The following is a 15673-nucleotide window of genomic DNA, read 5'->3' as shown; positions in this document are numbered from 1 at the left end:
GAGTCGAGTACAATGAGTTTAGAATGCGTATACAGCAGCTAAAGAAAACTGAGAAGCATTTTTAGTTGGTGTTAAATCAGATTTGGCAAACAATTTATCAGAACGGTTATCAAACCTGACCTCCGGAATAAAAGTAAGCCCGCCCGTTTTAAAATTACCTGACAGCGTTACTGATTTAAAACTTTCTCCTTTCACTTCCTGAACATCTTTGGTTTTAAAATATTCACCCCTTAAACCCAGGGAGAAGGCTTTTGTAAAAGCATTCTGAAGGTATAAAGCTGCACCGCTATAACCACCGTTATTACCCGAAATGGTATAATCAGCAGCGTTCAAGCCCAGTTTAACTTTTTCAGTAGCTTGATAAGAAGTGGTTAAATCAAATAAAGAACCATCTCCTGGAGCACCTGCATTTCGGCCGGTCAGCACATTCAGGTAAGCATTCCACCCCTCTACAGGAGCAAGAGACAATTGTGCACCAAAATGAGATACTCCATTAACGTCTTTATAAGTATTCCAGTCATTAAACAAGCCTAGCATCAAACTTACTTTGGGAGAAAAAGCATAAGTTCCTTTGATCCCTGCATTTTGAAAAGGGCCATTGGTAAACAAATAAGAAGTAGAGTAATTGAAATTACCCACCGGAGAGATCACTTCATAACCGATAAAAGTTCCCATAAAACCTGCTGTTAAAGACAACTTATCATCAACAGCATAGTTTACATACAGATTCTGAATATGAAAGGAATTCTTTTCATTAGCTTCTGTACCGTCTCCGTTTGACAGAGACTGATACTGGCCCCTCGGGCCAAAAGAAACCTCACCAACAAAAGATGCTTTTCCAGTAGATTTCTTTAAAGCCAGATCGATCATTCCCAATGAAATCGAATTCTGATCATTGGCAAAGCTGGTTCCGATATTTGGCTGTTTTTGAAAGTCATACTTAAAATACGTATCCACAGATCCGGAGAACTGCAAAGGGTTTTTCTCTGTTTCCTGGGCATAACTCACCGAAGAAAACGCAAGGGCTGATAACGATAGCAGAGTAGATTTTAATTTCATGTTAGTTGGTTTGAGGTTGATAATCTAGACGAATTAAATCATTCAGGTGGTAGGTTCGTGGTCCATTTCCATACCGGTGGCCGCTACGATCAGCGTACCCTGAAAGTATTTCTCATTATGCTGACTGGCATCAAGTCCTTCTTCTTCTTCTTCAGAAGTTACGCGGATAGGTTGAATCACGTTCACCAGTTTGAAGATTACAAAAGACATTACAAAGCTGAAAACAGCAACAATGACTACACCTTTTAATTGAGTAAAGAAGAACGCCGGGTTTCCATACAATAAACCGTCAACTCCTGCGCTGTTTACTGTTTTGGTAGCAAACACACCAGTCAGAAGCATTCCAACGATACCACCTACACCATGACATGGAAACACGTCTAAAGTATCATCTAGTGAAGTTTTTGATTTCCAGGATACAGCAAGATTAGAAACCACTGCAGCAATAACACCGATAAAGATACTAGATGGAATACTTACAAATCCAGCACCCGGAGTAATAGCTACAAGTCCAACAACAGCACCGATACAAAAACCAAGTACAGAAGGTTTTTTTCCTCTGGACACATCAAAAAACATCCATGACAATCCTGCAGCACCAGCGGCAATATTTGTAGTTAAAAATGCAGAAACAGCAAGACTATTAGCGCCTAATGCAGAACCAGCATTAAAACCAAACCAGCCAAACCATAGTAAGCCCGTACCGATTAATACATATGGAATATTGGCAGGTGGTACTTCCTGATGTTCAGCATGACTTCTTCTTCTTTTAAGTACCAAGGCACCGGCAAGAGCTGCCATACCCGCAGAAATATGCACTACAGTTCCTCCCGCAAAGTCAAGAACACCCATTTTAAACAGAATACCATCTGGATGCCAGGTCCAATGTGCCAGCGGTGAATACACAAGCAACGAAAACAATACGATAAATAAAATATAAGAAGTGAAACGAATGCGTTCCGCAACCGCACCAACAACCAGACCCGGTGTAATGATCGCAAACATGAGCTGGAATACTGCAAACAAAGATAACGGAATGGTCGGAGCAAGACTCCACGGATGTCCTGAATTAACACCCTGAAAGAAGAAGAATGTTTTAGGATTTCCAATAAATCCTCCAATGGTATCCCCAAAGGCAAGACTAAAGCTCACAACCACCCAAAGTACAGAAATTACTCCGGCAGCAACCACACTTTTAATCATGGTAGAAAGCACATTCTTGCGATGAACCATTCCTCCGTAGAAGAAAGCCAGACCAGGAGTCATTAAAAATACCAAAGCGGCAGCAATTAATACAAATGCAATATCAGGAGCACTGTATTTTCCCTCATCAAAATTGGGAAGAAGGGGAATAAAGAGGGCAAGAATTGCAATTATTAATAAAACTGCAAATGGTCCCCACTGTTTAAACAAAACTTTCGCCATACATTTTAGATTTAATAGTTATAATTATTTGTTTGATTTAAATTTTTTATAAAAATAGCAATTAATGCCAATAAAATAAATCATTATCCAAATAAAAGTACCAACAAAAGTAAAAAAGACAAAATTAAACAGCCATTTTCATACAATATTATTAATTAATACACCTATTTTTTAGCAAACACAGTATTCATTACAAAAAAATGGACCATTTTTTATTAAAAAAATAAAAATAACACAAAAACAAGATGAAAAAAGACAAAAAACACAGGTTTTAATAAAAAATACGAACAAAAACCTCAAAAAAAGCAATACTGACCAACAATTTGCATATTATGTGCCATGAAATCGTATCACATTGATTTTTATTAAAACTTACCAGTAAACTTTAAGAAGTCTGGGAGTTTTTCTCCTCTCCCCTGAATTTGCAAAAGATTACGCCCACCGATATGAGGTTTAAGGCAACCTCTTCAGTTAAAGAAATCGGCAAAATCACCCATATAGCTTACCATCCGGCATTTTAGGCCGAATGGCAAATTCCGTATTTGTTGCAAACAAAAGCAGCAGATCTTCAGCTATAGAAAAGAGAAAAATAAAAGAATGATTCGGTGCACTCTAAACAGCGCTAAAGAATATATGCCGATCCCTGTACCACACCCCTACGCTCAATTTCCTTATCTATATAGGTTTGAATCGCAGATTTGTTTAGCCCCCAGTTGGGCGCAATAAGAAGATCCCAGTCTGAGATTCCAAACAAACGCTGAATCACAATATCAGGCCGCAGAAGCGGAATAAGCTTACACAACAGATCTGTATACTCCTCCAAAGAAAAAAGCTTAAAGGGTTGTTTTTTATATTTCACACCCATAATTGAGCCTTCAACAATATGAAGATGATGAAATTTCACGAATTTGATTTGAGGAAAACGATTGATTTCGTGGATATAACCCAGCATCATTTCTTCTGTCTCCCAAGGAAAACCAAAGATCGTGTGCACGCAAAGATCAAGCTTACTGCCTTCCAGCAGTTTAACCGCCTCCACAAACTCACCATGACCACAGCCCCTATTGATCTGTTCCAGGGTTTCATCGTAAATAGACTCCATCCCCATTTCCAGGTCTACATCAAAACGATCTGTATAACTTTCCAGTAGGGCCACTTTCTCGGCATCAATACAATCCGGCCGGGTACCAACTGAAAAACCCACTACATCTTCCGGATTAATAGAAAGCGCTTCATCATACATCATTTTTAAATAATGTACGGGCGCATAGGTATTGGTATTGGGTTGAAAATAAACAATGAACTTATCTGCTTTATAAAAGCTTTTTCCACGTACCATTCCCTGTTCCAGCTGCTCACGCACAGTTGGAAGTTTACGAGAAAGTTCAGGAGTGAAGGAATCTACATTGCAATAGGTACAGCCGCCATACCCTTTGCTCCCATCACGGTTAGGGCAAGTAAAACCACCGTCAACAATCACTTTAAATACACGCTGACCGGCATACTTCTCTTTAAGATGCGTGCCGTAGTTGTTATATCCTTTTATCCCTAAATCCAGTGGAGTTCCCAATTGCTTCTTTTTTTCTGCAAAAATACACAAAAAAACAACAACCTCATGAATAGCTGCTGTAAGCCTAAAAACGGTTCGATGAAATGAGGGCTTCTATTGCCGGCCGATACGTATCCCCAAGGGGCAACTCTTTGTCGCCAATAAACACCGCATTCTTTTTAATGGAAGTAATTTCGGTACTGTTTACGATAAATGATTTATGTATCCGGATAAAATTAACCGGCAACTGGTCCTCCAGGCTTTTAAAGCTGATTCGGACCACTGCCGGTTTCGGTGTGCTCATCAAATGAATCTGAACATAATCTTTCAATCCTTCGATATACTGAACATCATCAAAAATAATTTTCAGCAGACTATAACCTGCGTTGAGAAAAATATATCCAACAGGCTTCTCTCCGGGCACCTGCTGCTGGTGCCGCAATTCGAAAAGGTCTTTAGCTTTATTACAGGCTTTCATAAACCTGTCTATTGAAACAGGTTTCATTAAATAATCTACCACATCAAGCGCAAAACCATCCAGGGCATATTGCTTATAGGCAGTTACCAAAATCACCATGGGCTTTTTCACCAGGCTTTCAATAAACTGAAGACCCGTAATACCTGGCATCTGGATATCAATAAAAACCAGGTCTACCTGATTTTCCTGAAGGACCTTATTGGCCGAAAAAGCATCATCACATGTGGCGAGAAGATTTAAAAATGGTATTTTGCTGATATTATCAGCAAGGAGGTTCAGGGCCAGCGGCTCATCATCAACAGCAATACAATTCATCATACATTCAGTTTTAGCCATAAATTCACCTTAAACCAGTCGCCTTCTTTTTGTATGTCGAGCCGATGGTCACGTCCATACAACAGGTTCAGCCTCCTGCTCACATTTGCCAGCCCGATACCTGAAGACCGGTCTTTTGCCTCTCCTTCTGAAGCACTGTATTTATTCACTACCGAAAAATTCAAGTTCTGCTCATCGGTTGTTAGTTTAATGGTGATCTGAGGATCTTTAATTAACCCTACACCATGCTTAAATGCATTTTCCACAAATGGGATCAGGAGCATGGGTTCTATTTCCTGGTAATCATTGAGCAATACAATATCGGTTTCCACCTTAACTTTCTGCCCAAATCTTTGTTTCTGGAGATCAATATAGGAATTCAGATATTCTTTTTCCGTTCTAAGGGCGACTTTCTCCTCATCTGTTTCATACAGCATGTACTGCATCAATCCTGAAAGCTTCATTACCGTAGGCTCCAGATCAGCACTTTTTAGCCGCACAAGGGCAACAATATTGTTCAGGATATTAAAGATAAAATGCGGACTGATCTGCGACCGCAGAAAAGACAACTCGGTTTTCATGGTTTCCTTGTCCCTTTCCAGGTCCTTTTTTTCCATCTTGATCCTGTCGGAGATCATAATAAAGGTAGTACTCCCCGCAATGGTCAGTAAAAATGCAGGCAAATTAAACCAGCCCACCCTCGTCCAGCTAAAATCAGCTTTTGGCATTAAAAAATGAAACAGGATGAAGTGGACAAACAATACCGACAAATATAACAACACAATACATCCTGCGTAAGACAGATACTTCCCTTTATAGAACAACTTTTGGATCAGGACGAAACTGTTGAGGTAAAAGATGACAATCAGATAAAAATAACTGATGAAGTTGAGTTTTAAAAACTGGTTGATTTCCTCGGGACTTAACCGATGTGGCGGTGCACCGCGGTTGGAGTTGATAATATAGGGTAAAGCCAACAGAACCAGCCAAACCAAAATATGCAAAGCCACCTTAACACGTTTATTGGAAAAGTTCAATACCATTTCTCTTTTGCCTGTTTTTAACATCACTAAGTTATTATTTAAATTGGGCTTTGAAACTTACTCGTACCGTAACGCTTCAATTGGATCCAGCCTGCTGGCTTTCTGGGCAGGGTAGTAACCAAAGAAGATACCGGTAATCCCGCAAACGATAAACGAGATTACAATAGACGACTGGGAGATCAGGATTGGCCAGCTTAGAAAATAAGAGATCAGATAAGCGGAACTGACACCCAGCAAAACGCCAAGTACCCCCCCGGTAATACTGATTAGAATGGCCTCTATCAAAAACTGCATTAAAATGTCCTTACCACGTGCACCGATGGACATTCTTAAACCAATTTCCCTTGTTCTTTCCGTTACGGAGACATACATAATATTCATGATCCCAATACCTCCAATCAGTAAAGATATTCCAGCAATAGCCGTTAGCAACACGGTTAGCATACTGCTCGTAGAAGTAATTGTAGTGATGAGTTCTGCCTGCGTACGTACCTGAAAGTCATTATCCTGGGATGGCAATAATTTGTGGCTCTCCCTTACCGCATTCGTGATCTCCTGTGTAGCTGCATCACTCGCTGCTTCAGAGACCGCCGAAGCGTAAATAGACTGCAGATAATTTGTTGCAGTGATCCTATTCTGTACAGTGGTATAAGGCGCAAGTATAATATCATCCTGATCCTGGCCGAAATTACTCTGCCCTTTAGGCACCAGGGTACCAATGACCTGGAAAGGAATACTTTTAAAACGAATGATCTGACCTATAGGGTTACTTCCATCAGGAAAAAGGTTATCTATAACTGTTTTCCCCAATAAACAAACTTTTGCTGATTTTCGGACATCATTATCAGAAAACATAATGCCGTCAAGGAGTTTCAATTGTCGGATATTTAAATAATCCGGACTGATGCCAGTAATACTTGTAGGCCAGTTATTACCTCCTTTTATAGCCTGGCCACTAGAAGAAACAACAGGAGATAAACCATTGATATTATCCGACTGCAGTCTTTTTATAGCTGCAATATCTTCCAGTTTTAAGGTTTGAATACTGCTTCCAGCCAATCTTACACTTCCTGGTGTATTACTTTGGGGCATAACAGTAATCATGTTAGATCCCATACTGGATAAAGAAGATTGAATACTCTGCTTAGATCCCTGTCCGATGGCCATCATTGCAATTACTGCCGCCACTCCAATAATGATCCCCAACATGGTCAGAAAGGCACGAAGTTTATTTCTTCTTAGCGCCCGAAAAGCGATCCTTAATAAATTTAAAATGCTCATCTTATCCGTTTAATAATCGTCAGATTCTGGTAATGAAGCCAGCGCCTCTTTCGCCGAACGCGGGTTTTCATTTTTACTGTCCTTCTGGAGTTTACCATCGCGAAGCATAATGGTTCTGCTGCTAAAAGCAGCAATATCAGGCTCATGGGTTACGAAAACAATGGTTTTACCCTGCGAATTTAACTCTTGCATCAGGGCCATGATCTCATAAGAGGTCCTGGTATCCAGGTTACCGGTGGCCTCATCAGCAAGGATCATCACAGGTTCATTTACCAGCGCTCTGGCAATGGCCACGCGCTGTTGCTGTCCGCCAGAGAGCTGACTTGGGGTATGATCAAACCGATCGCTCAGTTTTACTGCCTCCAGGGCTTTGATGGCTCTTTCTTTGCGTTCTTCGGCCGTTACTTCTTTATTATAAAAAAGAGGGAGTTCCACATTCTCCAGTGCATTTGTTCTGGGCAACAAGTTGTAGGCCTGAAACACAAACCCAATCTTCTTATTTCTCAATCCGGCCAGTTCATCCCGGTTCAACCCCTTTACATCGATCCCATCGAGAAGATAACTCCCTTCCGAAGGTTTATCCAGACAGCCCAAAATATTCAGCAGCGTAGTTTTACCCGATCCACTGCTGCCCATGATGGTCACGAACTCACCCGCATTGATTTCAAAGGATAAACCTTTTAAAGCCCTGACAGTCATGTCGCCCATTACAAACTCCCTTTTCAGGTCGTGCAGTTCTAATATCTTGCTTGCCATTATCTTTTCCTGTTACCGCCTGGACGTTTTGGCATAAATGGACTGGAAGCTGCTGCACCGGTTGTAGCCATACCTGGTCCACCTGAGACCTGACTACCTATCACAACTTCATCATTTCCAGTTATACCACCTAAAACTTCAACCTGCGTATTGTTGTTAATACCTACCTTTATTTTCCTTTGCTCAAGCTTAAGATCTCCGGTTTTCACCCATACATATCCTTCCTTCGGAGAGGTTGGTTTCCTTTCCCTGTTTATCCAGACCAACTGGTATTTTTTAAGCGTAGTATCAGGAGAGAACTTAAGCGCCTTTGCCGGCACCAACATGGCATTGTTCACCTCTTTAGCAAAGATGGTGATGTTTGCCGTCATACCAGGTTTTAATCTCTTATCTTCGTTGTCTGTATTGATAATGGTGGTATAAGTCACCACATTTGAGGTAACTTTCGGACTTAGCCTGATTTCCTGAATACTTCCTTTAAAGGTATCGTCTAAAAAGGCGTCTACTGTAAAAGTTGCCCGTTCGCCCGTTTTAATATCACCTACATCAGCCTCATCCACAGAGGCCTGCACCTGCATTTTAGTCAAATCTTTTGCAATACTAAATAAAGTTGGCGTACTAAAGCTTGCTGCAACTGTCTGGCCTTCGCTTACACTTCTGGAAAGCACTGTTCCATCAATCGGAGAATAGATACTGGCCAGCGAAAGGTTTTTCCTGGCAGACATCAATTGCGCATTGATACTGTTTACAGAAGCTTTTGCCGAATTATAGGTATAAAGTGCATTGTCATAATCAGCTTTACTGATTGCACCTACTTTATATAGTTCGCTCTGACGTCCATAATTGCCTTGCTGAAAGACCAACTGGCTTTGGGCACTGGCCAGATTGGCTGCAAATTGATTTACAGAAGCCTGGAATAAAGTTTTATCCAGTTCGGCAAGCAGCTGACCCTTTTTAACTGTCGAGTTAAAATCGGCATACAGTTTTGCAATATTTCCAGATACCTGGGAACCTACTGCTACAGTATCTACCGGCTGCACTTTGCCAGTTGCTGTTACATTCTCGGAGATATAGCCTATTTTTGGCTTCTCTGTTTCCAATTTGATAACTGTTTCGGTCTTTCTGATAGCGAAGTACCATACAGCAATTGCAAGGACAACAATACCTAAAATAATGAATATGCTTTTCTTCGTTTTCATTAGTTACTTTTTTATTCTGTTATTGGAACTCCTGTATAAAAATCATAAATCTTAGTATACAGATTGGCTGTATATTTTGCCTGAACAAAAGCCTGCAAAGCCTGTACGTATAAATTTTTCTGCTGGAGGTAATCTACGATGCTGCTTGAACCCAGCTTCAGCTCAGCCTCCGAAATCCTCAGCGCTTCACTGGTATAATTGAACTGTTCTTTGGCTGCCTGGTATTGACTATTTGCATTTTGAACATTCAAATAGGCTTTTTCAACCGATTGTGTTAATGTTGTTTTGGTATCTAAAAGCGACAGCCTGGCTTGCTGTATCTCTAGATTGGCTTTGGCAACATTCGTTTTAGTGACTTTTCTATCAAAAATGGGAATAGAAAGGGTCAATCCCAAAGCCTGATTAAAGGTATTGTTCAGCTGGTTTGGATAATTCCCAAACGAGGTACTGTTGTAGCCGCTACCCAAAGAGCCATTTAAACTCAGCACAGGCCTGATGGTCGCCCTGGCTTTTTCCAGTTCCGTATTTTGCAATTGTACATTTAACTCTGCACCTTTCACTTCCGGCCTGGTCCGAAGCGCCTGGTCCTGCGCAGAAGCAAGATCAATCAAATGTTCATTTATTTTGGTGGTATCGGCCGCAACTACATCAAACCCGATTCGCGTAGGCAGCTGCAGCAATTGTTTTAAAGTCAATACATTTTGCTGGAGTTGATTTTGCGCAGTGATCAGTGTATAATTGTCATTGGCCATCGTTGCCCGCAACTGTAACAAGTCTTTCTTAGCAATTGTTCCCGCAGTTAAGCGCTGAGCACCTTGCTTCACCAAGGCATTACTGGTACTTAACAGATCATTCAAATAGGTGATATTTTCCTTACTCAGCAGAATATTCAGGTAAGCCTGGGTAATCTGTAGCGTAATATCGTTCTCCGCTGCATTCACAGAGAGATTAGCCACCTGTTCACTCAATGTTTTCGACTTTACATCGTTGTTCAGATACCCTCCATTAAACAACGTTATTCCAGAACTCACTCCATAACCACTGGAACTTTGGGTGCCCGAATTGTAATGCGACACGTCCTGGGTTACATTAGCCGATAAGTTTGGATATTTTGCAGCTTTAGCAGCGATTAAGCTCTGCTCAGCCGTTTTCGAACTGAGTTTTAAACTGTTGATGCTGATGTTATTTTTTTTAGCATAATCAATACAGTCTTTTAGATTCCATGTCTTGGGCAGATCATGATATAAAGAATCCTGTGCATACAAATCTCCGCCGTGGAAAACTGATGCGAAAAAGAGGATCAGGACGATATTTTTTAACAAAACGCTCATAGGGGTCTTTCTGTTTACCTCAAATTTATTTATAAATCACCAATCAGATTTTAAAATGAGACGAAATGAAATACCCCTGGGATCAACCCCCCGATAAATGCGACAAATACAAATCCTCTATTTAAGGACGATAACAAAATCCGTCTGACCTTGTTTGATGGTCTTCAGAAAAAAATCAAACCCATGATTGACCAGAATTTCTCTGACCAATGTAAGCCCAATCCCCTGTCCATCTTTCTTTGTGCTAAAAAAGGGGCTAAAGAGCTGTTCATTATGCGCTTCAGAAATTCCCTTTCCATTGTCGGAAATAACAAGACGTCCTCCCTTTAGCACAAAGCGAATTACCCCCTCCCTTTCAATGGCCTCTAAGGAATTTTTCACAATATTGATGATAACCTGTTCCATCTGCTGCAAATCTGCAAGGATAAAAAAAGGATCCCCTGGCAAGATAAATTCAAAAGTTACATTTGCCTCTGTCGCTTTTATTTTCATCAAAGCAGCTACGGCGTAAATCAGCGCTACAAGATCCATTTTTCTCCGGTTAACTGGAGAAAGCTTCACTAGGTCTGCAAAATTCCTCATGAACAGATTAAGGTTTTGATTCCTTTGCACAGCCACTTCCAATGCATTCCTTAGCGCCTCCTGATCTCCACTTTCCCAAAGCTTTTTGGTTTGCAGGGATAAGTTCAAAATTGAGTTGACTGGTCCAATCGTATTGTTTACCTCATGGGCCATCATCCGTATCACTTTTCCATACACCCCCTTCTCTGCTTCAAAGATCTCCGAAGTCACCTCTTCAATCATCAGGAAAAAACGGGCAAATCCACGGTCTATGAAATGAGATTTTTGAAGCTTATAAGCCCTTAATCCATTAGGCCGTATCAATTTAGTTCCACCAGCTTTTAGTTCATGTGCCAAAGCAGTCACTTCCTCTATTTGTGTTCCCAGCATCGATAATGCTTTAGGATTAACCTGTTTCACCCGATGATCATAATCCAGAATAATAATTCCCGTTGGAGAAGTCAGGATGAGTTTCTCCAGGAAAAAATGTTGCTCCTCCTGTTTAATACGCTCCGTCCTTAATTCATCCATCATTTGATTGTATACTTCAATCAACTCATCCATTTCACGTTTGCCTGTAGGCAGAAACTTTACATTAAAATCCCTGTCCTTAATTGCATTTATACCTTCTTTTAAATGGTTCAGCGGACTGATCAATTGCCTGTATAAACTCCAGGAAAGAGCCCCTGATCCAAGGATAAACACCTCCGACAAGATAAATAAGACCTTATTTTGCTCAAATACCAAATACGTCAGCACCAGGCAAACCAGGTGCAAAACAGCAATAAAGAGAATATACTTAGTGCTCAGTTTCATCAAATGGAATTTGATATTTCTCCAGTCTGCGGTACAAGGCATTTCTGGTGATGCCTAAAGATGCCGCGGCTTTTGTTATACGATTTTTATGAAAACTCATTGCACGTTTAACCATTTCTACTTCCATTTGCTCCAGCGTCATTACCCCCACATCCGGGAGCGGTGCCACTTCTTTCCGCGAAGGAGACTGGTCCATTTGCTTTTTAAAATCATCAATTTCCAATACATCCTTTTTACTGACCAGAATAGAGCGTTCCACCAAATTCTTCAACTGGCGGATATTACCAGGCAACTCCAGTTTCTGCAACCACTTCATTGCCTCCGGTGTCACAGACAGTGCAGGTCTGTTGTAAATTTCTTTCAGATTATGGATAAAGAACCTCACCAGCAGAGGTATATCGCCAGGACGTTCGCGAAGAGCGGGCAAATGTATCGTAATCAGATTAATTCGATATAACAAATCCTCTCTGAAAAGTCCCGGTCCAACCATATCATTCAGGTTTTTATTGGTTGCACAAACCACCCTGGTATCCACTACTTTGGTTTTACTGCTGCCCAGAACCTCATAGGTTCTGTCCTGAAGTACTCTAAGTAATTTCACCTGGCTGCTAGCCTCCAGATCACCAATTTCATCCAGAAATATAGTTCCCTTATTCGCCATTTCAAAGCGGCCAATCCTATCGTAACGCGCATCTGTAAAAGCACCCCGCATATGCCCAAACATTTCACTTTCAAACAAAGAAGATGAAATTCCGCCCAGGTTTACTTTAACAAATGCCCGGTTCCGTCTCAAACTGTTTTCATGGATCGCTTCAGCAATCAGTTCTTTTCCAGTACCACTCTCTCCGGTAATCAGTATAGATGCATCCGTACGGGCTACCCTTCCAATGGTATCCATGATCTCCAGCATTTTTGGGTCTTCCCCAATGATCTGCTGAAAGGCATACTGCTTATCCAGCTGCCTGCGATCCCGATGTACAGGTTCCTGGGCATGAAGTTCCATTAGCGTTTTCACCGATTGTAAAAGATGATCATTGTTCCAGGGCTTATTGATAAAATCGTTCGCTCCCAGTTTCATTCCCTGCACTGCAAGCTCTATACTCCCCCAGCCTGTAATTAAAATAACCGGCAAACTATTGCTGATTTTTCTGATCTGCCTGAGTAAGTCCATCCCTTCTTCACCGGAAGTACCGATAGAAAAATTAAGATCCAGCAAAACCAGTTCGGGCGGGCGCTTGTGTATCACATGGAGTGCTTCATCAACCTCATCAACCGCCACCACCTCGTAGCCAGCGCTTTTAAGCAGCAGCAGCAAAGAAGTTCTTACGGCTATATCATCATCAACAATTAATATCATGGGTAAATCACCTATTGAGGTATAAATTTATAAAGTAAATTCGTTTATCTCTAATCTATTCCTCGTGCAACGCAACTGCAGGATGTATTGCCGCCGCCTGTTTTCCGGGGTAAAGTGCACATACAAAAACCAACACATAAATAAATGCGATGGACAGGAGGATAGCCAAGACATAAACTATTGAAGGTACGTTAAACACATTCATGATCGGAAACTGTAAAGCAAAGAAACACCCCACGGCTAAAGACATGGTGGCCAGGATCAACGATTCACTGATCAACTGACCGGACACCGAATTCCCGGAAGCCCCCAATGCCCTTCGTAAACCAATTTCACCCCTTCGCTGATTGATATTGTACCAGAGCACACCAAATAGTCCCAGCGCCACATTAATGATCAGGAAACTGGCGATAATTATGAAAATAAGCATAGGAATGATCGTTTGCTCATTTTTAGCATCTCTCATTTCCGAAAGATGCTGAATTTCTATACTGGAATTCTTCAGTCTGTTGGCCATAAACTTATACAAAGAACTCTCGAAGCCCGCATCAGCCTCTGGTCTCACTTTAACAAGAAGGACATTGGTATGCTTTAAATAACCAGAATCCAAAGGACTGAACAGCGCATAGCCCGCAGGCCAGAAATCTCCATTAGCTTTAAAATCCTGCACCACCCCAATGATTTTCAACTTACCTTTATCTTCATAATCGCCAACAGATTTGCCTATTGCCGGGCCGTTTCCAAAAATCTCCTTCCTCAAAGATTCATTAATAATGATGGGTTTATTCCTCGCCACTTTATCTTCCGGATTAAACCATCGGCCTTCCAGCAATGTCATTTTCCATACCTTATTATAATCATCTCCAACCATATAATTATTGACATTATAAACCTTTTTACCAGCCGGAGATAATCCTGTAGTCATGATACCGCTGGAATATGGAAAATTATTACTCGTATAACTCACGGCCTCCACCATTGGCATTGATTTTAAAGACTTCTTCAGATCTTCATAAAAAATCACCAGTGAATCCATATTCTTTGTTTGCTGATCCCGATTATAATTAATAGACCATACCCGGTCGTACGCTAAGCCCAGCGGTTTTCTATAATTCAGATAATAATACACCAGGAAAGAAAAAACAGCAAAAATAACCAGGAAAGAAACCAGTATTTCAGAAAGGAACAGAAAGTTATGCTTCCTTTTATTCCATATTAATTTAAATAAATGCTTAACCATAATAATACCTTTTAAAATTTACTGCGCTTTTAACGCCGTTACAACATTTAGCCGGGACATACGCCAGGCCGGATAAACTCCGGAAATCAAACCGAAAAATACACAAGCTAAAAAACTATACATCAGGACAGAAAAATTCAAAGACAGCCTGACACCATCCATCAGGTTCCAGGAATTGAAAAAATAGATCGTCAGTGCAGAAAAAAGCAAGCCCAATAACCCACCCAAAAAAGTGAGGATCATATTTTCTACGATGAACTGATAGACCAAGGTCCTGGAAGATGCACCAAAAGCTTTCCTCACCCCAATTTCCGACGACCTTTCCATAATCCGCGTAATATTAATATTCACCAGATTAATGGTAGGGAGCAGCAAAAACAAAATAACAAATGCAACCAAAACAGATACCGCCGTGGTAATCCCCGAATCCTTTCCATCTCCGGCAATCCGTCTGGTTATGCTCGCAAAAAAATAATCTGCATTGCAGTAAAGACGGTCGAACTCCTTATTCCCTATGGGAACTTTCTTCATCATCTGATCAAATTCCAGTTTCATCTTTGGAACATCAGCTTTTGACCTGGCCAACAGTACCGCGCTGTAGGGCCCCATTAAATCTGGTTTTTTATAATTTTCTTTAGATACGGTATAAGGCAAAAACATATCTCCTGCAAAATTCCGCTTTGTTTTAGCTACATTATCTACTACACCGATGACCCTGTAATTCACCTCATCAGCAGAGATGTATTGACCAACCACACTTGGCACATCCCCAAAATAGGCTTTTTTTATAGCTTTAGAGATCACTGCCACATGTTCTGCATGGAGGATCTGCTGCTCAGCATAAGGCTTTCCTTCCAGGAACTGATATTCCAGTATCCTCCAGTAATCTGCATTCGTATACTTATAATTGATAACGATCTTCTTATTGTTAATATAGGCATTAGAAGCTTTAGAATAAGAAGAAATCCCTATCTTTTCCACATTTTTAAGCCGGGACACATAGTGATCAAAGAAATAAAAAGAAACATCACTCCTATTCATCCAACCCTCTTTAGAATTCTGCAATTCCATAGAACTCACGTATAAAGACCTGTCCCTTTTATAATCAGGATAATCAGGACTGATCACTTTATCCAAAAATGCAGTGCCAACCATCAATATGGTCAGTGTAAAGCTGATCCCAAACAAACTAACAAAAGTGAAGAACTTTCTTCTCTTGAGTACCGCAATGGCTATTTTAAAATAATTTTTAAGCATAACCTT

General features: G+C 40.8%; 13 protein-coding genes. All 13 read right to left on the bottom strand.

The genetic code is table 11. The annotated features are described in order from the left end of the window. Positions 1 to 18 precede the first annotated feature (18 nt). Positions 19 to 1059 (bottom strand): porin, encoded by a 1041-nt coding sequence (locus R2S08_RS23220; protein ID WP_316837392.1) that lies wholly within the window; start codon positions 1057 to 1059, stop codon positions 19 to 21. A gap of 42 nt (positions 1060 to 1101) precedes the next feature. Next, a complete protein-coding gene (locus tag R2S08_RS23215) occupies positions 1102 to 2484 on the bottom strand; it encodes an ammonium transporter (RefSeq protein WP_316837391.1) in 1383 nt (460 codons plus the stop codon). A 622-nt stretch (positions 2485 to 3106) separates the two neighbouring features. Next, positions 3107 to 4054 carry a TIGR01212 family radical SAM protein gene (locus tag R2S08_RS23210; RefSeq protein WP_316837390.1) on the bottom strand — a complete coding sequence of 316 codons (948 nt, stop codon included), beginning with the start codon at positions 4052 to 4054 and terminating at the stop codon, positions 3107 to 3109. Positions 4055 to 4118: 64 nt separating this feature from the next. Further along, positions 4119 to 4829: a LytTR family DNA-binding domain-containing protein gene (locus tag R2S08_RS23205; RefSeq protein ID WP_316837389.1), complete on the bottom strand. Its 711-nt coding sequence runs from the start codon at positions 4827 to 4829 to the stop codon at positions 4119 to 4121. Continuing rightward, positions 4826 to 5893 carry a sensor histidine kinase gene (locus R2S08_RS23200; RefSeq protein WP_316837406.1) on the bottom strand — a complete coding sequence of 356 codons (1068 nt, stop codon included), beginning with the start codon at positions 5891 to 5893 and terminating at the stop codon, positions 4826 to 4828. Before R2S08_RS23200 ends, R2S08_RS23205 begins: the two co-directional genes overlap by 4 nt. Before the next feature lie 33 nt (positions 5894 to 5926). Next, complete coding sequence (locus R2S08_RS23195) at positions 5927 to 7150, bottom strand: ABC transporter permease (protein ID WP_316837388.1); 1224 nt, start codon at positions 7148 to 7150, stop codon at positions 5927 to 5929. Between the two features lie 9 nt (positions 7151 to 7159). Continuing rightward, a complete protein-coding gene (locus tag R2S08_RS23190; protein ID WP_133778629.1) occupies positions 7160 to 7906 on the bottom strand; it encodes an ABC transporter ATP-binding protein in 747 nt (248 codons plus the stop codon). Next, positions 7906 to 9105: an efflux RND transporter periplasmic adaptor subunit gene (locus R2S08_RS23185; RefSeq protein WP_316837387.1), complete on the bottom strand. Its 1200-nt coding sequence runs from the start codon at positions 9103 to 9105 to the stop codon at positions 7906 to 7908. The genes R2S08_RS23190 and R2S08_RS23185 overlap by 1 nt, the downstream gene beginning before the upstream one ends. A gap of 11 nt (positions 9106 to 9116) precedes the next feature. Then, positions 9117 to 10436, bottom strand: coding sequence for a TolC family protein (locus R2S08_RS23180; RefSeq protein ID WP_316837386.1), 1320 nt, complete (start codon positions 10434 to 10436; stop codon positions 9117 to 9119). Positions 10437 to 10553: 117 nt separating this feature from the next. Beyond that, positions 10554 to 11813 carry a sensor histidine kinase gene (locus R2S08_RS23175; protein WP_316837385.1) on the bottom strand — a complete coding sequence of 420 codons (1260 nt, stop codon included), beginning with the start codon at positions 11811 to 11813 and terminating at the stop codon, positions 10554 to 10556. After that, positions 11797 to 13170, bottom strand: coding sequence for a sigma-54 dependent transcriptional regulator (locus R2S08_RS23170; protein ID WP_316837384.1), 1374 nt, complete (start codon positions 13168 to 13170; stop codon positions 11797 to 11799). Before R2S08_RS23170 ends, R2S08_RS23175 begins: the two co-directional genes overlap by 17 nt. 55 nt (positions 13171 to 13225) lie before the next feature. Beyond that, positions 13226 to 14410 carry an ABC transporter permease gene (locus tag R2S08_RS23165; RefSeq protein ID WP_316837383.1) on the bottom strand — a complete coding sequence of 395 codons (1185 nt, stop codon included), beginning with the start codon at positions 14408 to 14410 and terminating at the stop codon, positions 13226 to 13228. 18 nt (positions 14411 to 14428) lie between these two features. Further along, entirely contained in the window at positions 14429 to 15667 is a 1239-nt protein-coding gene (locus R2S08_RS23160; RefSeq protein ID WP_316837382.1) for an ABC transporter permease, read from the bottom strand. Positions 15668 to 15673: the final 6 nt, after the last annotated feature.

This window comes from Pedobacter nutrimenti (genome assembly GCF_032678445.1).
In the GTDB taxonomy this organism is placed as follows: domain Bacteria; phylum Bacteroidota; class Bacteroidia; order Sphingobacteriales; family Sphingobacteriaceae; genus Pedobacter; species Pedobacter nutrimenti_A.
This window is presented reverse-complemented; position numbering and strand designations above follow the sequence as displayed.

Bases quoted from the DNA above. Each gene is read 5' to 3' on its own strand.
- R2S08_RS23165 (WP_316837383.1), bottom strand. From the start codon at position 14,410: ATGGTTAAGCATTTATTTAAATTAATATGGAATAAAAGGAAGCATAAC.
- R2S08_RS23195 (WP_316837388.1), bottom strand. From the start codon at position 7,150: ATGAGCATTTTAAATTTATTAAGGATCGCTTTTCGGGCGCTAAGAAGA.
- R2S08_RS23180 (WP_316837386.1), bottom strand. From the start codon at position 10,436: ATGAGCGTTTTGTTAAAAAATATCGTCCTGATCCTCTTTTTCGCATCA.
- R2S08_RS23170 (WP_316837384.1), bottom strand. From the start codon at position 13,170: ATGATATTAATTGTTGATGATGATATAGCCGTAAGAACTTCTTTGCTG.
- R2S08_RS23205 (WP_316837389.1), bottom strand. From the start codon at position 4,829: ATGATGAATTGTATTGCTGTTGATGATGAGCCGCTGGCCCTGAACCTC.
- R2S08_RS23160 (WP_316837382.1), bottom strand. From the start codon at position 15,667: ATGCTTAAAAATTATTTTAAAATAGCCATTGCGGTACTCAAGAGAAGA.
- R2S08_RS23190 (WP_133778629.1), bottom strand. From the start codon at position 7,906: ATGGCAAGCAAGATATTAGAACTGCACGACCTGAAAAGGGAGTTTGTA.
- R2S08_RS23200 (WP_316837406.1), bottom strand. From the start codon at position 5,893: ATGTTAAAAACAGGCAAAAGAGAAATGGTATTGAACTTTTCCAATAAA.
- R2S08_RS23175 (WP_316837385.1), bottom strand. From the start codon at position 11,813: ATGAAACTGAGCACTAAGTATATTCTCTTTATTGCTGTTTTGCACCTG.
- R2S08_RS23220 (WP_316837392.1), bottom strand. From the start codon at position 1,059: ATGAAATTAAAATCTACTCTGCTATCGTTATCAGCCCTTGCGTTTTCT.
- R2S08_RS23215 (WP_316837391.1), bottom strand. From the start codon at position 2,484: ATGGCGAAAGTTTTGTTTAAACAGTGGGGACCATTTGCAGTTTTATTA.
- R2S08_RS23185 (WP_316837387.1), bottom strand. From the start codon at position 9,105: ATGAAAACGAAGAAAAGCATATTCATTATTTTAGGTATTGTTGTCCTT.